Below are 18,677 nucleotides of genomic sequence, written 5' to 3' on the forward strand. Positions count from 1 at the left end.
CCTCGCCGTCCTGGACGGCCGCACCATCCACGCCTTCCACATCGAAGGCTGCGGCGGCGGCCACGTCCCCAACGTCCTCAAGATGGCCGGCGTCGCCAACGTCATCGGCTCCTCCACCAACCCTACCCTGCCCTTCGGCCGCGACGCGGTCGCCGAGCACTACGGGATGATCGTCTCGGTGCACGCACTGAAGACCGACCTGCCCGGCGACGCCGCGATGGCCCGGGACCGGATCCGCGCGGGCACCATGGGCGCCGAGGACGTCCTGCACGACCTCGGCATGATCGGCATCACCTCCTCCGACGCCCAGGGCATGGGCCGAGCCGGCGAGACGGTGCGCCGCACCTTCGCGGTCGCCGGGAAGATGAAGGCCGAGCTCGGGCCGTTGGACGGTGACGGCCCCGAGGACGACAACGCGCGGGTGCTGCGCTACATCGCCAAGCTGACCATCAACCCCGCCATCGCACACGGCCTCTCGCACGAGGTCGGCTCGATCGAGATCGGCAAGCTGGCCGACATCGTGCTCTGGCGGCCCGCGTTCTTCGGTGCCAAACCGCAGTTGGTGCTCAAGGCGGGCTTCCCCGCCTACGGTGTGACCGGCGATCCGAACGCCGCCACCGACAGCTGCCAACCGCTGGTGTACGGGCCGCTGTTCGGTGGGCACGGTGCGACGCCCGCCGATCTGTCGGTCGCCTTCGTCAGCCGGGCCGCGGCCGAGTCCGGTTCGGCGGGCCGCCCCTACGACGTCATGACGACGCGTCGGCGGCGGGTCGCCGTGCGCGGCACCCGCGGCATCGGCCCGCGCGACCTGGTCCGCAACGCCCGCACCGGAGCGGTGGACGTCGACCACCGCACGGGCACGGTCTCCCTCGACGGCGCGGCGCTGCGTTCGCAGCCCGCCGACCGGGTGCCGCTCAGCCGGCTGTACTTCCTCTGAGCCGCCGAGCTCTGAGTCGCCGAACGGGCTGCCGCGCGGCTGGACCGCCGAGCGGCTGACTGTCCGGTCAGCCCGCCGGCCGGCTGCTGCGCTCCCCGGCGGTCAGCTCGGCGTCGATCGCGCCCGCGAGGAGCCGGCGTGCGTGGTCCAGCGGCAGCGAGCCGCTGAGCCAGCGGATGCTGAGGCCCTCGACGAGCGCGGTCAGCCGCTCGGCCGCCGCCGCGTGCGCCGGGGCGGTGCCGCCAGGGTCGGCGCGGGCGAGCAGTTCGGCGATCTCGTGGACCCAGGTGTGGGTGGCCTTCGCCAGGTCCTCGCGCAGCTCGGGCTCGAAGATCGCGCTGGCTCTCAACTCGCCCCAGGCGGTGCTGTTCTCGCGCACCTCGGGGAGGTCCTGGAGCTCCAGGAGCAGGACCTGCGCCAGGTCGGCCCGGGGGTCGTCGGGGCGCTGCTCCGCGGGCCGTTCGGCGGTGTAGCGATCGGCGCGGTCGCTGATGAACTCCAGGGTTCGGCGCAGGATCCCGGCGCGGTCGGTGAAGTGGTAGTAGATCAGCGCGGTCGAGACACCCGCCTCCGCCGCCAGCTCGCCCACCCGCAGTCCGCGCACGCCGCGCCGGGTGATCACCCGGGTCGCGGCCTTGAGTATCTCTGTTCGACGGTCCGACACGATCCCCCACTGTACCCGGCCGACGGCGCGGTGTGAGCAATTTACTGACCTGATTCTCAGGATGCGAACGATGCCAGCGCAAGGCGAAGTGCCGCCGGACAGCGCTGGATCACGCACGCCCGAGCTCAGCGACTGGGCTGGTTCGAAGCGATCGACCCGCTCGCTTGCGCGATCTCTTGACTGAATTTTCAGTTTGCAGCAGGATGCGGGGCACACCCCGCCTCCCGACCCCCATCAGGGAGCTTCGATGCACCTCCCCACCACCTCCCGGCGCCGCCTGTTGCAGCTCGGCGCCGCGGCCCTGCCGCTGGCCGCGCTGGGCGCCGCCTTCGCCGCCCCCGCCCGGGCCGCGGCACCGGCCGGCACCCCGACGCTGCGGATGCCCGCGGAAACCGACCGGCACGAGCGCACCTTCATGGCCTGGCCCGCCCTCGCTTCCATCTGGGGCGACCAACTCGGCGCGGTCCGCGGCGACATCGCCAACCTCGCCTACCAGATCTCGCGCTACGAGCCGGTCGTCCTGATCGCCCGCCCCGACCAGGCCGCCGACGCCCGCTACGCCTGCGGCCCCGGCGCCGCCTACGCCATCACCGTCCTGGAGCTCGCCGACGACGACCTGTGGATCCGCGACTTCGGCCCGACCTTCGTCACCGGTCCGGGCGCGATCGCCGGCGTCGACACCGGCTTCAACGGCTGGGGCAAGACCGGCACCCCGTACTACCAGCCGTTCGCCGAGGACGCGGCGGTCGCCGCGGGCCTGCTCGCCGAGTTCGGCGTGGACCGGATCCGCGCGTCCTTCACCGGCGAGGGCGGCGCGCTGGAGACGGACGGTCAGGGCACCCTGCTGGCCACCGTCAGCTCGCTGGTCAACGCCAACCGCAACCCCGGGATGAGCCAGGACCAGGTCGAGCAGGCGCTGAAGTCCACGCTCGGCCTGGACAAGGTGATCTGGCTCGCCGGCCTGGCCGGCCAGGACATCACCGACGACCACGTCGACTGCCTGGCCCGGTTCACCGCGCCGGGCCGGGTCGTCCTCGACCGGCCGGGCCCGGGTACCGCGCAGCTCTGGATCGACGTCTACCAGCAGGCCAAGCAGGTCCTGCAGAGCGCCACCGACGCCCAGGGGCGCGCCCTGACCGTGGTGGAGCTCCCGGGCCCGGACCGCAGCCTGATCCGCGGCACCGGCAAGGACTTCCTCTCCAGCTACACCAACTTCTACACCGCCAACGGCGCCGTCTTCGTCCCGCAGTTCGGTGACGGTGGCGCGGACGCCACGGCCTACGCGATCCTCCAGGCCGAGTTCCCCGGGCGGGACGTCGTCCAGGTCGCCATCGACACCATCGCGAGCGGCGGGGGCGGCATCCACTGCGCCACCCAGTCCCAGCCGGCCGTTCCGCCCGCCGCCTGAAGCGCCCAACTCCCTTGCCCAGCAATCGCGAACGAACAGAAGGGCTCCCGATGACCTTCCGCATGCCCGCCGAGTGGACCGAGCACGAGGGCTGCCTGATGGCCTGGCCCGTCCGCCCCGACCTGTGGGGCGAGACGCTGGCCGAGGCGAAGCGCGAGTACGCCCAAGTCGCCCGCGCCATCGCCCGGTTCGAGCCGGTCACCATGGCGGCGCCGCCCGGCCACGGCGCCGAGGCGCGCGACCTGTGCGGCGCGGACGTCGAGGTGGTGGAGCTGCCGATGGACGACTCCTGGTTCCGCGACAGCGCACCGCTCTTCGTCCTCGACGAGCAGGGCCGCCGCGCCGGTGTCGACTTCCGCTTCAACGCCTGGGGCGGCAAGCACCACCCCTACGACGCCGACGACCGGATCGGCGCGCTGCTGCTGGAGCGCCTGGGCCTGCCGGCGATCCGCTCCGAGATGATCCTGGAGGGCGGCGCGGTCACCGTCGACGGCGAGGGCACCCTGATCACCACCGAGCAGTGCCTGCTGCACCCCAACCGCAACCCGGGGATGGACCGCGCGCAGATCGAGGCCGAACTGAAGGCCCGGCTCGGCGTCCGCAAGGTGATCTGGCTGCCCTACGGCGGCCTGCTGGACACCGAGACCGACGGCCACGTGGACGGGGTGTGCGCCTTCGTCGCCCCGGGCCGGGTCGTCGTGCAGCTCCCGGCCGACCCGCAGCACCCGGACCACGCCCGGATGCGCGCCAACCGCGCGGTGCTGGAGCACTCCACCGACGCCCAGGGCCGGCCGCTGGAGATCATCGACCTGCCGCAGGCCGCCTTCGTCGAGGTGGCGGGGCGGCGCACCGAGGTCGGCTACCTCAACTTCTACCTGGCCAACGGCGGTGTCGTGGTGCCGATCGCCGACCACCCCGAGGACGCGGGCGCCGTGGCCGTGTTGGCCGCCGCCTGCCCGGACCGCGAGGTGGTCGGGGTGCGGACCCGGGTGATCGCCTACGGCGGTGGCGGGATCCACTGCATCACCCAGCAACTCCCCGCCGCCCGCACCGGAGCCTGACACCCCTCCCCGACGGTCAAGGAGCGAAGATGACCCCCACCGTGCCCCCACCCGGCAGATCCGCGCGCCCGGTCGGCCGGCTCGGCCTGGCCGCCGCCGCGCTGAGCGCCCTCGCGCTGCTGGCCGCCTGCGCCGGCCCGCCGCAGCAGGGCGGCGGCGCCCGCACCGCCGTCACCCTCTCGGACGGCACGCCCGCGGCCAAGGGCGAGCTCGACTCGTTCAGCTGGGCGCTGTACGCCGAACCGCCCACCCTGGACTACCTCCAGGCCTTCGACTACCCGCAGAACACCATCCTCTCCAACGTCTGCGAGAGCCTGATGCGGTGGACGCCGCAGCTCAAGGAGGAGCCGGGCCTGGCCGCGAAGGCGACCAACCCGGACCCCAGCACCTGGGTGTTCGACCTGCGCCCGGACGTGAAGTTCCAGGACGGCAGCACGATGACCGCCGCCGACGCGGTGTTCAGCCTGCAGCGGCAGCTGGACCCGGCCACCGGCGGGGCCTGGGCCAGCGTCTTCCAGCACGTCGACAGCATCACGGCGACCGGCCCGCTCCAGGTCACCGTCAAACTGAAGACCCCCGACTCCCAGTTCATCCAGTACATGGCCACCACCGCGGGCGTGGTCGCCAGTGCGCACGGCGTGCAGGCGGCGGGCAAGGACTACGGCACCAGCGGCAGCCTCGACTGCACCGGCCCGTTCCGGCTCGGCACCTGGAACAAGGGCCAGTCCCTCGAGCTGGACCGCTTCGACGACTACTGGGGCACCAGGGCCAAGGCGAAGAAGGTCACCTTCGACTTCCTCACCGACCCCTCCGCCCGCACCAACGCGCTGCTCACCGGCGAGGTCGACGGCGGCTACCTGATCCCCTCCGAGAGCTACGCCCGGCTGCGGAACAGCGGCGTCGGCACGCTCTACTACGGCGAGGGCCTGAGCACCGTCAACGTCGACATCACCAACATGCAGGGCCCGCTCGGCGACGTCCGGGTGCGCAAGGCGCTGTCGCTGGCGCTGGACCGCCAGGGCTTCGTCGACAGCGGCCTGGGCGGCGCCGGCACCGCGACCGACTCGCTCACCGCCAAGGCCGCCTGGGCCGCCGACCCCGCCGCCCAGCAGGCCGCCTTCGCCCAGCTGCCGCCCACTGCGGCCGACCTCGCCCAGGCCACCGCGCTGGTCAAGCAGGCCGGGGCGACCGGCAAGACGCTGACCATGGCCACCAGCTCGATCGGCCAGGACGTCTCGCTGCTGGCCACCGCGGTGCAGTCCGCGGGCGCGAAGATCGGCCTGGACATCCGGCTGAAGACGATCGCCCCGAACGCCTTCACCGCGCTCTTCACCGACCCCAAGGCCCGCGAGGGCATCGACATGTTCCCCGAGACCTACTACCTGTCCATCACCGACCCGATGGACCTGCTCACCAACTTCCAGACCGGCGGCTACCAGAACTACGCCGGCTACAGCGACAAGTCCTACGACGACCTGGTCCAGCAGGTCACCGCCGCCTACGACCCGGCGCAGCGGCTGGCTGTGGAGGCCAAGCTCAACCAGCAGGCCGCGGACCAGGTGCTGTGGATCCCGGTCGCCGAGTGGCCCACCTCGCTCTTCCTGAACAAGCGGATCACCGGCGCCCCGACCACCATCTGCTACCTGTACTACCCGTGGGCGGCCGACGTGGGGGCGGCCAGGTGAGCTTCCTGCGCTTCGCCCTGCGGCGGCTGCTGGAGATGGCCGCCACCCTGCTGGGCGCCTCCTTCGTGATCTTCGGCGCGCTCTACCTGGCACCGGGCGATCCGGCGAGCTTCCTGCTCTCCGGGCGCTCGGCCTCGCCGGCCGCGCTGGCGGCGATCCGCGCGGAGTACCACCTGGACGACCCGTTCTACCTGCGCTACCTGCGCTGGCTGGACCAGTTGCTGCACGGCGACTTCGGGCGCTCGATCGAGTACCGCACCGACGTCTCCCGGCTGCTCGCCGACCGGCTGCCCAGCACGCTGCTGCTGGTCGCCATGGCGCTGGTCCTGGTGGTCGTCGCCGGCCTGGTGCTTGGCTGGGTGGGTGCGGTGCGCGGCGGCGCCACCGACTCGGCGATCCTGGTCACCACCACGCTCGCGGTCGGCACCCCGTCCTTCGTCGCCGCCGTGCTGCTGCAGGGCCTGTTCGCCATCCGCCTCGGCTGGTTCCCCACCACCGGCACCGGCCACGGCTTCCTCGACATGCTCCGGCACCTCACCCTGCCCGCCGTCGCGCTCGCCCTCTACCTGATCGGCATGCTCGCCCGGGTCACCCGCGCCGCCATGCTGGAACAGCTGGACAGCGAGCACGTGACCGTCGCCCGCAGCCGCGGGGTGCCGGAGCGGCAGGTGATCCGCCGGCACGTCTTCCGCAACGCGCTCGGCACCGTGCTCACCACCGGCGGCCTGATCGTCTCCACCCTGATCATCTGCACCGTCCTGGTGGAGTCCGCGTTCAGCATCGGCGGTATCGGCCAGCTCCTCGAACTGTCCACCACCACCAAGGACTTCCCGACCGTACAGGCGATCTCGCTGATCGTCGTCGCCCTCTTCATGACCGTGAACCTGATCGTCGACCTGCTGCACCCGCTGGTCGACCCGCGGATCACCCTCGGCGCCCGGAGGTCCGGATGACCACCGTCCTCACCCGGCGCCCGGGCCCGGCCCGGCTGCGCACCCCGAAGCAGCCGCTCGCCCGGGCCTGCCTCGCCTTCGCCGTGCTGGTGGTGCTCGCCGCGCTGCTCGCCCCCTGGCTGGCCCCGAGCGACCCCAACAGTGTCGACCTGGGCAGCGTGCTCGCCGGGCCGTCCGCGCACCACCTGCTCGGGGTGGACGCCGCCGGGCGCGACACGCTCTCCCGGCTGCTGCTCGGCGCGCGCAGCTCGCTGCTCGGGCCGCTCGGGGTGGTGGCCTTCTCCACCCTCGCCGGCCTGGCCGTCGGTGTGGCGGCCGGCTGGCGCGGCGGATGGCTGGACTCGGTGCTCTCCCGCAGTACCGAACTGGTCTTCGCCTTCCCCGGGATGCTGCTCGCCATCCTCGTCGTCTCCGTCTACGGCGAGGGCCTGCTGGCACCGGTCATCGCGCTGGCGATCGCCTACCTGCCCTACGTCTCGCGCCTGGCCCGCTCCCTGGTCCTCGCCGAACGGGCGCGCCCCTACGTCGCCGCGCACCAGGTCCAGGGCCACTCCGCGCTGCAGATCTGCCTGCGCCACATCGTCCCCAACATCGCCCCGGTCGTCCTCGCCCAGGCCACCATCAACTTCGGCTACGCCCTGATCGACCTGGCCGGCCTCTCCTACCTCGGGCTCGGCGTCCCGGCGCTGACCCCGGACTGGGGCCGGATGGTCTTCGACGGCCAGACCGCCATCCAGCGCGGCTACCCGCTCTCCGCGATCCTGCCCTGCCTGGCGCTGGTGCTGACGGTGGTCGCCTTCAACGTCGTCGGCGAGCGCTGGGCCGACCAGGTCGCCAGGAGGGACCGATGACCCGCAGCACACCCACACCGCCACCGACACCGACACCGCCACCCACACCGACACCGGCGGCGACCCGCACCCTCGACATCCGCGACCTGCGGCTGCGCCTGCCCGGCACCGCCCGGCCCGTCCTGGACGGCGTCGACCTGCACATCGCGGCGGGGGAGACCGTCGCGCTGGTCGGCGAGTCCGGCTCCGGCAAGACGCTGACCGCCCGTTCTGTGCTCCACCTGCTGCCGACCGGCGCCGAGCGCGGCGGCGAGGTCCGGGTCGCCGGCGAGAACGTGCTGACCATGGACCTGCGGCAGCTGCGCGCCCTGCGCACCGGCCGGGTCGCCATGGTCTTCCAGGACCCGCGCGCCGCGGTCAACCCGGTGCGCCGGATCGGCGACTTCCTCACCGAGGCCGTCCGCCTCACCGGCGCCATGGACCAGGCGGCCGCCACCCGGCGCGCCACCGAGCTGCTGGCGGCCGTCGGACTCACCGACGCGGTCCTCGCCCGCCACCCCGGCCAGCTCTCCGGCGGCATGCTGCAACGCGTCGTCATCGCCGCGGCGCTGATGGGCGATCCCGTCCTGCTGCTCGCCGACGAGCCCACCACCGCCCTGGACGTCACCAGCCAGGCCGAGGTCGTCGCGCTGCTCGGCGAGCTCCAGCGGCGCTTCGGCACCGCGCTGCTCTTCGTCACCCACGACCTGGGCCTGGCCGCGGCGATCAGCGACCGGGTCTACGTGATGTACGCCGGGCGCATCGTGGAGACCGGCCCGGCGGAGGTGCTGTTCACCGCCCCCCGCCACCCCTACACCCACGCCCTGCTCGCCGCCACCCCGCGTCCCGACGCCCCCGGCGGCCGGCTCGCCGCCATCGACGGCCAACCGCCCGACCTGCGTCGCGAGCTGACCGGCTGTGCGTTCGCCGAGCGCTGCCGCCTCGCGACCGATCGCTGCCGCGAGACGGCCCCCGAGCCGCAGGCCGCACCGGGCCGGCCCGAGCACCTGGCCGCCTGCCACCACAGTGACCGCCTCGAGGGGAGCGCCGCCGATGTCTGAACCGCTGTCCGAACCGCGCTCCGAACCGCTGTCGCCCGCGCCGCCGCCGTCCGGGCCGCTGCTCGAGGTCAGCGGCCTGCGCCGGACGTACGGTGCCGTGCGGGCCGTCGACGACGTCTCCTTCACCCTCGCCGCCGGCGGCTCGCTCGGGATCGTCGGCGAGTCCGGTTCGGGCAAGACCACCACCGCGCGGATCATCGTCGGCCTGGAACGCCCCGACGCCGGCCGGGTCCTGCTGCACGGCCGCGACCGCACCGAGCGGGTCCGCGGCAAGGCCCACCGGCTGGCCCGGGCCCGGCAGGTCCAGCTGGTCTTCCAGGACCCCTTCCTCTCGCTCGACCCGCGCACCGCGGTGGGGGCCGCCCTGCGCGAGACCCTGCGCCTGCACTTCCCCGGCACCGACCACCGCCACCGGGTCGCCGAACTCCTCGACCAGGTGGGCCTCGGCAGCAAGGCGGCCGAGGCGCTGCCCCGCCACCTCTCCGGCGGCCAGCGCCAACGCGTCGCCATCGCCCGCGCGCTGGCCGTGCAACCGGCCGTGCTGGTGCTCGACGAGGCCGTCGCCGCGCTCGACGTCTCGGTGCAGGCGCAGGTCCTCAACCTGCTCGCCGACATCCGCGAGCAGACCGGGATCGGCTACCTGTTCATCACCCACGACCTCGGTGTGGTCCGCTGCGTGACCGAGGACGTCGTCGTGCTGCGGCACGGCCGGATCGTCGAGGCCGGGCGCACCGCGGAGGTCCTGGCGGCGCCGCGGCACCCGTACACCCGGCTGCTGCTGGACTCGGTGCCGCGGCCCGGTTGGGACCCGCAGCGGATCGCCGCCGCACGCCGTGCGCTGTAGCCGCTGCCGGCCCGGCTCCCGCTCCCGCTCCCGGTGCCGGTCCCGCTCCCGGTCCCGGCCCCGCTCCCGGTCCTCGATGACGGCGGACCCGGGGCCGAATCGCCCGGACGGCGGCGTGCGCCGCCCCGAATCCCGCCGGCCCGATCAGTATCGTGCCAGCACGTGAGCTTCCGCCGACCCGGAACGAGGCCGTCATGGGGAACCCGCCCCCCTCCCGTCGCACCGTGCTGCGCGCCGGCGCGGGCCTCGCCGCCCTGACCCTGGTCGACGGCTGCTCCTCGGACGGATCGGGGGACGCCGGGTCGACGGCCTCGCCGGCCGGGGCGTCCCCCGCAGCAGGTGGGCCGAGCCCCGCGCCGGGTGGCCCGAGCCCCTCGGCGGCCCGGGTGGCGATGCCGGTCGAGTCGCAGCCGCACACCCGCACCTTCATGGCCTGGCCCGCCCTCGAGGAGGTGTGGGGCGACCAACTCCCGGACGTGCGTGGGGACATCGCCGGCCTGGCGCAGGCCATCGCCGGCTTCGAGCCGGTGGTGCTGCTGGCCCGCGGCGACCAGGCCGACCAGGCCCGGCAGCAGTGCGGCTCCTCGGTCGAGGTCGTCGAACTCACGGTCGACGACCTGTGGGCCCGCGACACCGGACCCACCTTCGTGACCGGCCCGCAGGGTCTGGCCGGCGTCGACCTGAACTTCAACGGCTGGGGCGGCAAGCAGACCCACGCCAACGACAGCCAGGTCGCCCGGAACCTGCTGGACCACTACGGGATCCCGCGCATCCAGGCACCGATCACCGGCGAGGGCGGTGGCATCGAGGTCGACGGCGAGGGTACCCTGCTGGCCACCGAGAGCTGCTGGGTGAACGACAACCGCAACCCCGGCACCTCCCGCGACCGGATCGAGCAGGCCTTCGAGCAACTCTTCGGCGTGACCAAGGTGGTGTGGGTCAAGGGCGTGGCCGGCCAGGACATCACCGACTGCCACATCGACGCGCTGGCCCGGTTCGCCGCCCCCGCCACCGTGGTGCTGCACCGCCCCGGCACCGGCACTCCGCCCGACGTCTGGTCCGCCGCCTCCGACCAGGCCCTGCAGGTGCTCGGCTCGGCCACCGACGCCAAGGGCCGCAAGCTGCAGGTCGTCCAGCTCCCGGAGCCCGACTTCGACCTGATCCAGGGCAGCGGCAAGAACTTCCTGGCCAGTTACGTCAACTACTACGTCTGCAACGGCGGGGTCATCGTGCCGCGCTACGGCGACCAGGCCGCCGACGACTACGCCGCCGGCGTCCTCGGGGACCTGCACCCCGGCCGCAAGGTCACCCAGGTGAGCATCAACCACATCGCCTCCGGTGGCGGCGGCATCCACTGCGCCACCCAGCAGCAACCCGCGGTCGCCGGGTCGTGACCGTCCTCGCCCGGCTGCGCCGGAACCGCTTCGTCCTCGTGGTGCTGCTGCTGGCGCTGCTCTGCGGCGCGGGCATCGCGCTCTACCTCGACGAGCGCGACACCCGCCAGCAGACCCGGGAACTCGCGCTGCCCAGCACCCCCGACTGGGTGGAACTCGACATCACCGCACAGGACGTCAGCCCGACGTCCCTGCAGCTGACCCTCTACGTCGCGCCGGTGCCGCACGGCAGCCTGGCCGAGTCGCCGGACTCGCCGGTCTTCACCCGCCAGGTCGACATCACCGCCGACTCCGCCGCGAGCACCCACCTGCGGGCCGGCCCCGGCCAGACCGCCACCCCGCAGCCGGTGCAGGCCAACCTCTACGACGGCACCGGCACCGACTACCCCTTCGACCGCTACCGCTTCGCCGCGCTCTTCTCCGCGACGGACAGCACGGGCACGGCCGTTCCGGTGGGACTGGTCTTCGCCGACGCCGACCCGTTCTTCGTCGTCCGGCCCACCAGCAACCCCGTGGGGTCCGGCGCGGCCTACCTGGACGCCCGGGTGTCCCGGGCCCGCAGCACCTTCATCCTGGCCTGGTTCATGATCGCGGCGATGTGGGCGCTCGCGCTGGCCGTCATGGCCGGCGCCGAGGTCCTCTACCGCGCGGGCCAGGGACTCGTCTGGCCCTCGCTCGGCTGGATGGCCGCCACCCTCTTCGCCCTGGTCGGCATGCGCAACGCCGCCCCCGGCTCACCGCCGATCGGGTCGCTCTTCGACTACGTCTCCTTCTTCTGGGCCGAGGCGATCATCGCCACCAGCCTGGCCGTCACGGTCGTCGCCGGTTTCCGGGTGGAACGCCGCAAACGCGCGGCGGCGGAAGCGGCGGAGGCGGTGGCGGGTCCCTGAGGGCGGCACCGTCACGCCCCGGCGGCGAGCGAGGCCATCAGCGCGCGCAGCACGGCCTCCGCCGCCAACTCCGGCTCCAGGGACTGGAAGGCGGCCAGCCCGTCCACGGCCGCGGCGAAGGACTCGCCCAGCAGGCGGGGATCCAGCTCCGCGTCTCCGCCACCCTCCCTGCCGCTCTCCTCGGCTCGCTCGTCGGCCCGCTCGTCGGCGAGCACCTGGAACAGCCGGACGAAGCAGGCGCGCCACCGCCGGTACTCCTCCTCCAGACCCGCCCGGACCCGCTCGTCGTTCAGCGCCAGCCAGTGCAGCGCCGCGTGCAGGTGCGCCAGGTCCGGGCTCTCGGGCCGGGTCAGCAGGGCGATCACCCGCTCGGCGCGCTCGGCGAACCGGCCGGGGCCGGCCACCGCCTCCTCCAGCGGGGTGATCCACTCCGGCCGGATGTCCTCGATCACCGCCACGATCAGGTCGGTGCGGTCCTGGAAGTGGTAGTGGCACATCCCGTGGGAGAGCCCGCAGAGCGCGGCCACGTTGCGGGTGGTGAAGCGCCCGGCGCTCTCGCCGGCCAGCAGGGTGCGGGCGGCCGCGATCAGCCGGGCCCGGGTCTGCTCGCCCTTGCCCGAACCGCGTGGCCGACCGGGGGAGGGGGTCTGGTCGTTCGCACGAGTCGCCATGGCGCACCACTGTAACGAGCGGCCCGGCACCGAATCCTGCCAAAGGAATTGACCGAGCGCTTGGTCAGTTTTACTCTTCTGCTCAATCCCGTTACCCCCACCGCGAGTTGACAGGAGATCCCCTCACATGAGCGACCACCGTCCGGACCGCCGGAGCTTCCTCGCCGCAGCCGGATTAGCCGCCGTCGGCACCGCCGTGACCGTCGCGACCGGATCCTCGGCCTTCGCCGCCGGCCACCCCGCCCCCCGCCGCGCCCGCGCCGCAACAGGCGCGTTCGCCGTCCCGATCGACAGCGCCCCGCACACCCGCACCTGGATGGCCTGGCCGGACAGCACCGCCATCTACGGCCGCAAACTCGCCGGCATGCAGGCGAACATCGCCCTGATCGCCGACACCATCGCCCGCTTCGAGCCCGTCTCCCTGCTCGCCAACGCGGCCAGCGTCGCGGCCGCCAGACGCGCCTGCACCAACGGCAACGTCACCGTCATCGGCTCCATCCCCGTCGACGACTGCTGGCTGCGCGACTCCGGACCGGTCTTCCGCACCGACGGCACGGGCGGCCTCGACACCGTCGGCCTCAACTTCAACGGCTGGGGCAACCACCAGAGCCAGCACGCCAACGACGCCCTGGTCGCCCAGCGCCTCGCCGCCCACCTCGGCCTCGCCTTCACCCCCGCCGGCCTGGTCAGCGAGGGCGGCGCCATCGAGACCGACGGCGCGGGGACCCTGATGGCCACCATGAGCAGCATCATCAACCCCGACCGCAACCCGAACCTGACCCAGACCCAGATCGAGCAGGCCATGTGCGCCGCCTACGGCGCCGCCCAGGTCATCTGGTTCCCCGGCATCAGCGGCCAGGACATCACCGACGACCACGTCGACGCCACCTCCCGCTTCCTCGCCCCCGGCGCCGCCCTGGTCCAGACCCCCAACCCGGCCGACCCGCCGGACATCTGGTCCGACGACGAACAGCAGCAGTACGACACCCTCGCCGGCGCCACCGACGCCGCGGGCAGCCCGATCTCGGTCACCGCCCTCCAGTCGCCGGACTACAACCTGATCCGCCAGACCAGCGTGAACTTCGTCGACTCCTACGCCAACTACTACGTCTGCAACGGCGCGGTCATCTCCGCCCAGTTCGGCGACCGCACGGCCGACGCCAACGCCCGCCAGGTCCTGCAGAACCTCTTCCCCGACCGCACCATCGTCCAACTCAACATCGACAACCTGGGCAACCAGGGCGGCGGCATCCACTGCGTCACCCAGCCGCAGCCCACCCCCTGACCCCCCACCAGCGACCGGCGGCCCACCACCCCCGCCGCCGGTCGCCCGCCAGGACCCTGGCACCCAGGCCGGTGCCGGGCTCCCAGAGCGCCTCGCGTGTGCGGGATAGTCTGCGCCGATGGAGCGGATGCAGCGGGCGGCAGGTGCGGTGGTGGGCTCGGCGGTGGGGGACGCACTGGGGGCGCCCTTCGAGTTCGGGCCGGCGGGGGCGTTCTCCGCGCGCTTCCCCGGGTCCGGGAGCGGGGAGATGTGCGGGGGCGGCGGCTGGGACCCCGGCGAGGCGACGGACGACACACAGATGGCGGTGCTGGTCGCGGAGTCGCTCCTTGAGCGGGGCGGACTGGACCTCCCGGACATCTTCGCCCGTTTCCAGTGCTGGGCAGGCGCCGAGCCCAAGGACATCGGTCTGCAGACCGAGGACGTGCTGACCAACGGCGAGCCCTGGGACCTGGCCGCCGCGATGCACTTCCAGGTCAACCTCCGCGCGGCGGGCAATGGTTCGCTGATGCGCGCGGCGACCTCGGCGGTCCACTTCGCGGCAGCGGGCCCGGCGGCCACCATGGTGGCGGCCCGCCGGATCGCGGCCCTGACCCACGGGGACGGCGCTGCCGGGGAAGGCACCGCCATCTTCCACGAACTCATCCGGGTGACCCTGGCCGGCGACGACCCCCTCACCGCGCTCCCCGCCACCCTGGCGCTCGTCGATGCCGAGCACCGCCAGCGGTACGCCACCGTCCTGGCCCCCGACTGGCATCCGGACCGGGCCACCGAGGCCAACGGCGCGGTCTGGCCCTGCCTGGGATCCGCGGTCTGGGCGCTGCGCACCACCACGAGCTTCGCGGAGGCCCTGCGGGCGGCGATCGACCTGGGCGGGGACACCGACACCGTCGCGGCGGTCACCGGCGGGCTCGCGGGTGCCTGCTACGGGCTGGACGCGATCCCGGTCCGTTGGACGGAGCCGCTGCACGTGCCGCTGCCGGGCTCCGGCGGCCGCGTGCTGCACCTGCCCGACCTGCTCGACCTGGCCCGCCGGCTCGCGGGGTGACGGCTCCTCGTGCCGCATCGGGCAACATTCGCCCTTATTCCTTGCGGCGAGTCCCGGGCGGGCGGTGGGCGGTATCTTGGCGCCATGGATTACCTGGGTGTTCTTCGGCGGGAACTGGATGCGTTCGGTGCCGTGCTGGATGGTGACTTGTCCGCTCCGGTCGAGCACTGTGGGGGGTGGCGCCTGGCGGATCTGGCCGTGCACATGGGGGCGGGGAACCTGTGGGTCGTCGCGGCCGTTCGGGAGGGGCACGGCGACAGTTATGACGAGGGCGCCGCACCCCGGGATCCGGCCGGTCTCAGGGCTTGGTACGCCGAGACGGCGGACGCGCTCGTGGAGGCCCTGTCGGTCGATCCCGCGACCGAGGCGTGGACGTTCTCCCCGCCGCACACGGTCGGGTTCTGGCGGCGGCGTCGCAGTCAGGAGACGCTGATGCACCGCTGGGACGCCGAGCACGCGGTCGGCTCGGTGACGCCGATGGACGTGGCGCTCGCCGCCGACGGGGTCGCCGAGGTCTTCGACACCATGGCGCCCCGCATGATCGCCAGGGGGGCCGCCACCCGTCCCGAGCAGGCCGTGCGGATCACTGCCACCGACTCCGGCCGCTCCTGGGCCTACGGGCCCGGTGAGCCGGTCGCGGAGGTCTCGGGCACGGCCCAGGACCTGCTGCTGATGCTGTGGGGGCGCAAGCCGCGGGACACCGGATCGGTGAGCTGGGCCGGGGACCGTGCGGCGGGGTTGGGCGTGCTGGCCGGGCCGCTGGTCCCCTGACCCCGGATCAGGTCACAGCACCAGGCGCAGTCGCTCCTCGGCCACCCGGATCCGGACCGTCTGCCCCCAGGTGAGCTGGAGGGCGTCCGACTCGACGCCGTCGCCGAAGACGACCAGCTGGTCCGACTCCACGGTCAGGGCCAGTTCCTCGCCCGCCGTGCAGCGGCCCTGGACCTGGCGGGTGCCGGTGACCGGGGAGGGCCAGGCCTCGCGGACGAACCAGCTGAGTTCGGGCGCCTCGGGGGCGGGCAGGACCAGCTCGCTGCGGCGCTCCAGCCAGGCGGAGCGGCACCAGCCGGTGGCGCCGGTGCCGGTGCCGACCAGGACGCCGGAGGAGGCCTGCGCCTCGGCGGGGGCGCCGCCGGGCGGGGCGAGGCGGTAGCGGGCGGTCTGGTGGCCGCGTTGGCCGAGGTAGACCTCGTTGAGCGCGAGCAGGCGCTGGGTGTCGTCGGCCACCGCCTCCACCATGGTGCGCTCGGCCAGCTGCCCGGTCACCGCCGGGGAGGCGGCCAGGCGCAGCAACTCGGCGGCGTCCGTCGGCCGGTGGCGGACCAGGACGCCCGCGTTGCGGCCCGGCTCGGCGTCGATCCCGATCACCGGCTGCCCGGTCAGGTACTTGGCCACGTTCGCCACCAGCCCGTCCTGGCCGACCACCAGCACCAGGTCCTCGGGGGTGAAGAGGAACCGGTCCAGGTCGCCGCGCTCGACCCGGCTGCGCCGCCAGTCCAGCGGCACCGCGCCGGCCACCGCGTTCAGCGCCGCCTGCAGCTGCTGGTGGCGCTGCTCCACCTCGTCCAGCGACCGCCCGCGGCCGGCCAGGAAGAAGGCGGCCTGGCCGCGCGAGCCGTGGCGGGCGAGCAACTCCTGGTACTCGGTGTGCCGGTGGACCAGCACGACCCGCGGGGCGAGGGTCATCGGTCGCCGCCCGTCGGCGCGGGGCGGCCCAGCTGGGCCAGCAGGCCGGTCAGCAGGTCGGGGGTGAGCGTGATGCTGTCGATCTTCGGCAGGTTCTCGGCCAGTCGGGTGAGCGCGAGTGCCTGCAGCACCTCGGGCCCGGCCTGCTGGTGGGCGGTCAGCCAGGCGGCCTGACCGGCGGCCTTGGCCTCGCCCAGGGCCAGTTCGGCCGCGGCCTGGGCGTCGGCGAGCAGCCGGCCGGCCTCGGCTTCGGCGGTGGCCAGGCGGGTGCGGCGCAGCGCCTCGGCCTCGGCGCGGATCTGGTCGGCGGCGGCCTGCTGCTCCGCCTCGCGGCGGGCGTTGGCGCCCTGGCGGGTGACCAGTTCCTCCTCGCGGCGGGCGATCTCGATCTTGTTGGTCAGCTCGTTCTCGGCGATCTTGCTCTCCCGCTCGACCGCGACGGCGCGCCGCTCGTAGGTCGCCCGGTCGGCCTCCTGCTGCACCTGCTCGCGCGCCGGGGTGCGCAGCGCCCGCTCCAGTTCGGGTTCGGGCCGCAGCGCCGTGATCCGGACCGCGAGCACCGCGAGCCCGAGTTCGGCCAGCCGCGCGTCGCCCGCCAGCCCCTCGGCGATCGCCCGGCGCACCGTGCTCACCCCGTCGGCCAGCGCCGCGGCGAGCGGGGTGCGGGCGATCAGCTCCAGTGCATGCTGCTGGGCGGTCTCGGTGAGCAGCGTGCCCAGCTGGTCCAGCGGATCGCCGCGCCACACGCCGGTGTCCGGGTCGATGCTGAAGTCCACCCGGGTGGCGGCGAGTTCGGGATCGGTGATGCGGTAGGTCAGGGTGGCCTGGATGGCCAGGTCCTGGAACTCGGCGGTCCTGGCGTGGCAGACCAGCGACAGCTCCCGGTCGTCCGCCGGCACCTCGGAGATCGCCGCCGCCAACGGCCGGAACCAGAAGGCCAGTCCGGTCCCCACGTGGGCCGGCTTGCCCCCGCGCAGGTGCCGGATGTGGGCGGTGGGGGTGGCGCGCAGGTGCCGCAGACCGAAGCGCTTGGTGATGTCAGCCATGAGGAAGGCCTCCTTCTCGTCGAGATGACGATAAAGGATGTGGCTGGTTAGCGTCAATATGACGAGAATGGTTGGTGCCCGATCGGGGGGCGGCGCCCTCGGCGGCCGCCGCGGCGAGCATCCGGTGGCCCAGGGCGGTGCAGCTGTGCCGGACCGCGCGGCCGGCGCGGACCGTGCTGACCAGGCCGGCCCGGCGCAGCGTGCGGGCGTGCTCGGAGGCGGAGGCGAGGCCGATGCCCAGCGCGGCGGCCAGCTGACTGGTGGTCGGTTCACGCAGCGTCAGGCGCAGCACGCCGGCCCGGGTCCGGCCGAGCAGGGCGGCGAGCGGGTCCTCGGGGTCGGCGCCGGGGGCCGGGTCGGCGTCCAGCAGGTAGGGGAGCGCGGTCAGCGCCGAGTAGACCAGGACCGTCTCGCCGGAGTACGTGCCGACCAGCGGTCGCCCGGTCCAGTGCGTGGAGGGCAGCAGCACCAGGCCGCCGCCGTCCAGCCGGACCTCCAACTCCTTGCTGACCGGGAACTCCAGCGTGCCGTCCCGCCACCGGCCGCCCGGGTGCAGACCGGCCAGCATGCCGCGCAGCCCCTGTTCCCGCTGCACCCGGGTGCGCCAGGCGAGGTCGGTGTCGAAGCCGGCCCGCAGTCGGGGCCAGGCGTCGCCGATCACCGTCCGGTGGGCGGCGCGCAGGCTGGTCTCCAGGTACTGCCAGGCCTCCTGGTCCTGGTCGGCGAGGCGGCGCAGCAGCGGGGTGACGGGGAGCCCGGCCGCGCAGATCCGGGTCAGCTCCTGGCGGACCAGCGCGTTTCCGGCGCTGCGCACCAGCTCCAGGCCCTGGTCGAGGTCGGCGCTCGGCGGGTCGAGGAAGAGCGGCCCGGCCCCGCTGGGCGGCACCAGCTCGCGCAGCGGGGCCACCGTGGCGGCGGCGCCGGCGCTCCGCAGGCCGCGTCGCCAGCGGGTGAACCCCGGGTCGGTGTCGTCGCGTTGCAGCATCGCGACGGCCATCGACAGCTCCAGCAGCGGCGCCGGTCCGTCGGCGAAGCGGATGCCGAGCAGGTCCTCGGTGGTGAAGTGGATCCGCAGCATGCCCATGCCCCCCTCGGCGGGGTCCGCCCGGACCGGCGGGGTTTCGGCCCCCGCCGAAAGCATCGCGGTCGACCCGCCGGGTACCGACGATAGTCACCGCCCGGCCCGCCCGACAGGCGCCGGACACCTTCCCACCGTC

18 protein-coding genes are annotated in these 18,677 nt (G+C 73.8%); 13 read left to right on the top strand and 5 right to left on the bottom strand.

Annotated elements, in window-relative coordinates:
- The coding region (locus ACQRUO_RS27950) for an urease subunit alpha (RefSeq protein WP_428318861.1) at window positions 1–937 on the top strand (937 nt) is incomplete at its 5' end.
- A 67-nt stretch (window positions 938–1,004) separates the two neighbouring features.
- On the opposite strand, the gene ACQRUO_RS27955 is transcribed toward ACQRUO_RS27950, so the two are convergent.
- Complete coding sequence (locus tag ACQRUO_RS27955) at window positions 1,005–1,601, bottom strand: TetR/AcrR family transcriptional regulator (protein WP_428318862.1); 597 nt, start codon at window positions 1,599–1,601, stop codon at window positions 1,005–1,007.
- Window positions 1,602–1,848: 247 nt separating this feature from the next.
- Here ACQRUO_RS27955 and ACQRUO_RS27960 point away from each other — a divergent pair, with 247 nt between their 5' ends.
- From ACQRUO_RS27960 to ACQRUO_RS28000, 9 genes are all read left to right on the top strand, one after another.
- Window positions 1,849–3,009 (top strand): agmatine deiminase family protein, encoded by a 1,161-nt coding sequence (locus ACQRUO_RS27960; protein ID WP_428318863.1) that lies wholly within the window; start codon window positions 1,849–1,851, stop codon window positions 3,007–3,009.
- A gap of 50 nt (window positions 3,010–3,059) precedes the next feature.
- Window positions 3,060–4,070: an agmatine deiminase family protein gene (locus ACQRUO_RS27965; RefSeq protein WP_428318864.1), complete on the top strand. Its 1,011-nt coding sequence runs from the start codon at window positions 3,060–3,062 to the stop codon at window positions 4,068–4,070.
- Between the two features lie 29 nt (window positions 4,071–4,099).
- A complete protein-coding gene (locus ACQRUO_RS27970) occupies window positions 4,100–5,755 on the top strand; it encodes an ABC transporter substrate-binding protein (RefSeq protein ID WP_428318865.1) in 1,656 nt (551 codons plus the stop codon).
- On the top strand, window positions 5,752–6,708 hold the full coding sequence (locus tag ACQRUO_RS27975; protein ID WP_428318866.1) for an ABC transporter permease: 957 nt from the start codon (window positions 5,752–5,754) through the stop codon (window positions 6,706–6,708). Before ACQRUO_RS27970 ends, ACQRUO_RS27975 begins: the two co-directional genes overlap by 4 nt.
- The gene (locus ACQRUO_RS27980; RefSeq protein WP_428318867.1) at window positions 6,705–7,559 is read left to right on the top strand and encodes an ABC transporter permease; all 855 of its coding nucleotides are present in this window, start codon (window positions 6,705–6,707) and stop codon (window positions 7,557–7,559) included. The genes ACQRUO_RS27975 and ACQRUO_RS27980 overlap by 4 nt, the downstream gene beginning before the upstream one ends.
- Window positions 7,556–8,599 carry an ABC transporter ATP-binding protein gene (locus tag ACQRUO_RS27985; protein WP_428318868.1) on the top strand — a complete coding sequence of 348 codons (1,044 nt, stop codon included), beginning with the start codon at window positions 7,556–7,558 and terminating at the stop codon, window positions 8,597–8,599. Before ACQRUO_RS27980 ends, ACQRUO_RS27985 begins: the two co-directional genes overlap by 4 nt.
- On the top strand, window positions 8,592–9,443 hold the full coding sequence (locus ACQRUO_RS27990; RefSeq protein ID WP_428318869.1) for an ABC transporter ATP-binding protein: 852 nt from the start codon (window positions 8,592–8,594) through the stop codon (window positions 9,441–9,443). Before ACQRUO_RS27985 ends, ACQRUO_RS27990 begins: the two co-directional genes overlap by 8 nt.
- Before the next feature lie 194 nt (window positions 9,444–9,637).
- A complete protein-coding gene (locus tag ACQRUO_RS27995; protein WP_428318870.1) occupies window positions 9,638–10,837 on the top strand; it encodes an agmatine deiminase family protein in 1,200 nt (399 codons plus the stop codon).
- Window positions 10,834–11,727, top strand: coding sequence for a DUF4436 family protein (locus ACQRUO_RS28000; protein ID WP_428318871.1), 894 nt, complete (start codon window positions 10,834–10,836; stop codon window positions 11,725–11,727). The genes ACQRUO_RS27995 and ACQRUO_RS28000 overlap by 4 nt, the downstream gene beginning before the upstream one ends.
- An 11-nt stretch (window positions 11,728–11,738) precedes the next feature.
- On the opposite strand, the gene ACQRUO_RS28005 is transcribed toward ACQRUO_RS28000, so the two are convergent.
- A complete protein-coding gene (locus ACQRUO_RS28005) occupies window positions 11,739–12,398 on the bottom strand; it encodes a TetR/AcrR family transcriptional regulator (RefSeq protein WP_428318872.1) in 660 nt (219 codons plus the stop codon).
- Between the two features lie 127 nt (window positions 12,399–12,525).
- Between ACQRUO_RS28005 and ACQRUO_RS28010 the strand changes: the two genes are divergently transcribed.
- The 3 genes from ACQRUO_RS28010 (at window position 12,526) to ACQRUO_RS28020 (ending at window position 15,499) form a co-directional block, all read left to right on the top strand.
- Window positions 12,526–13,683: an agmatine deiminase family protein gene (locus ACQRUO_RS28010; protein WP_428318873.1), complete on the top strand. Its 1,158-nt coding sequence runs from the start codon at window positions 12,526–12,528 to the stop codon at window positions 13,681–13,683.
- 118 nt (window positions 13,684–13,801) lie between these two features.
- Window positions 13,802–14,728, top strand: a complete 927-nt coding sequence (locus ACQRUO_RS28015; protein ID WP_428318874.1) for an ADP-ribosylglycohydrolase family protein — start codon at window positions 13,802–13,804, stop codon at window positions 14,726–14,728.
- 84 nt (window positions 14,729–14,812) lie between these two features.
- Window positions 14,813–15,499 carry a maleylpyruvate isomerase family mycothiol-dependent enzyme gene (locus ACQRUO_RS28020; protein ID WP_428318875.1) on the top strand — a complete coding sequence of 229 codons (687 nt, stop codon included), beginning with the start codon at window positions 14,813–14,815 and terminating at the stop codon, window positions 15,497–15,499.
- Between the two features lie 12 nt (window positions 15,500–15,511).
- On the opposite strand, the gene ACQRUO_RS28025 is transcribed toward ACQRUO_RS28020, so the two are convergent.
- Genes ACQRUO_RS28025 through ACQRUO_RS28035 form a run of 3 tightly spaced genes read right to left on the bottom strand, consistent with a single transcriptional unit; the run spans window position 15,512 to window position 18,538 of the window.
- Complete coding sequence (locus tag ACQRUO_RS28025; RefSeq protein ID WP_428318876.1) at window positions 15,512–16,414, bottom strand: hypothetical protein; 903 nt, start codon at window positions 16,412–16,414, stop codon at window positions 15,512–15,514.
- Window positions 16,411–17,460: an SPFH domain-containing protein gene (locus ACQRUO_RS28030; protein ID WP_428318877.1), complete on the bottom strand. Its 1,050-nt coding sequence runs from the start codon at window positions 17,458–17,460 to the stop codon at window positions 16,411–16,413. The genes ACQRUO_RS28025 and ACQRUO_RS28030 overlap by 4 nt, the downstream gene beginning before the upstream one ends.
- On the bottom strand, window positions 17,453–18,538 hold the full coding sequence (locus ACQRUO_RS28035) for an ArsR/SmtB family transcription factor (RefSeq protein ID WP_428318878.1): 1,086 nt from the start codon (window positions 18,536–18,538) through the stop codon (window positions 17,453–17,455). The genes ACQRUO_RS28030 and ACQRUO_RS28035 overlap by 8 nt, the downstream gene beginning before the upstream one ends.
- Between the last annotated feature and the right edge of the window lie 139 nt (window positions 18,539–18,677).

This window comes from Kitasatospora sp. LaBMicrA B282, assembly GCF_050325825.1.
In the GTDB taxonomy this organism is placed as follows: domain Bacteria; phylum Actinomycetota; class Actinomycetes; order Streptomycetales; family Streptomycetaceae; genus Kitasatospora.

Coding starts and splice junctions, on each gene's coding strand:
- ACQRUO_RS27995 (WP_428318870.1), top strand. CDS start 9,638: ATGGGGAACCCGCCCCCCTCCCGTCGCACCGTGCTGCGCGCCGGCGCG.
- ACQRUO_RS28005 (WP_428318872.1), bottom strand. CDS start 12,398: ATGGCGACTCGTGCGAACGACCAGACCCCCTCCCCCGGTCGGCCACGC.
- ACQRUO_RS28025 (WP_428318876.1), bottom strand. CDS start 16,414: ATGACCCTCGCCCCGCGGGTCGTGCTGGTCCACCGGCACACCGAGTAC.
- ACQRUO_RS27985 (WP_428318868.1), top strand. CDS start 7,556: ATGACCCGCAGCACACCCACACCGCCACCGACACCGACACCGCCACCC.
- ACQRUO_RS27980 (WP_428318867.1), top strand. CDS start 6,705: ATGACCACCGTCCTCACCCGGCGCCCGGGCCCGGCCCGGCTGCGCACC.
- ACQRUO_RS27970 (WP_428318865.1), top strand. CDS start 4,100: ATGACCCCCACCGTGCCCCCACCCGGCAGATCCGCGCGCCCGGTCGGC.
- ACQRUO_RS27960 (WP_428318863.1), top strand. CDS start 1,849: ATGCACCTCCCCACCACCTCCCGGCGCCGCCTGTTGCAGCTCGGCGCC.
- ACQRUO_RS27965 (WP_428318864.1), top strand. CDS start 3,060: ATGACCTTCCGCATGCCCGCCGAGTGGACCGAGCACGAGGGCTGCCTG.
- ACQRUO_RS28020 (WP_428318875.1), top strand. CDS start 14,813: ATGGATTACCTGGGTGTTCTTCGGCGGGAACTGGATGCGTTCGGTGCC.
- ACQRUO_RS27990 (WP_428318869.1), top strand. CDS start 8,592: ATGTCTGAACCGCTGTCCGAACCGCGCTCCGAACCGCTGTCGCCCGCG.
- ACQRUO_RS28010 (WP_428318873.1), top strand. CDS start 12,526: ATGAGCGACCACCGTCCGGACCGCCGGAGCTTCCTCGCCGCAGCCGGA.
- ACQRUO_RS28035 (WP_428318878.1), bottom strand. CDS start 18,538: ATGCTGCGGATCCACTTCACCACCGAGGACCTGCTCGGCATCCGCTTC.
- ACQRUO_RS28015 (WP_428318874.1), top strand. CDS start 13,802: ATGGAGCGGATGCAGCGGGCGGCAGGTGCGGTGGTGGGCTCGGCGGTG.
- ACQRUO_RS28030 (WP_428318877.1), bottom strand. CDS start 17,460: ATGGCTGACATCACCAAGCGCTTCGGTCTGCGGCACCTGCGCGCCACC.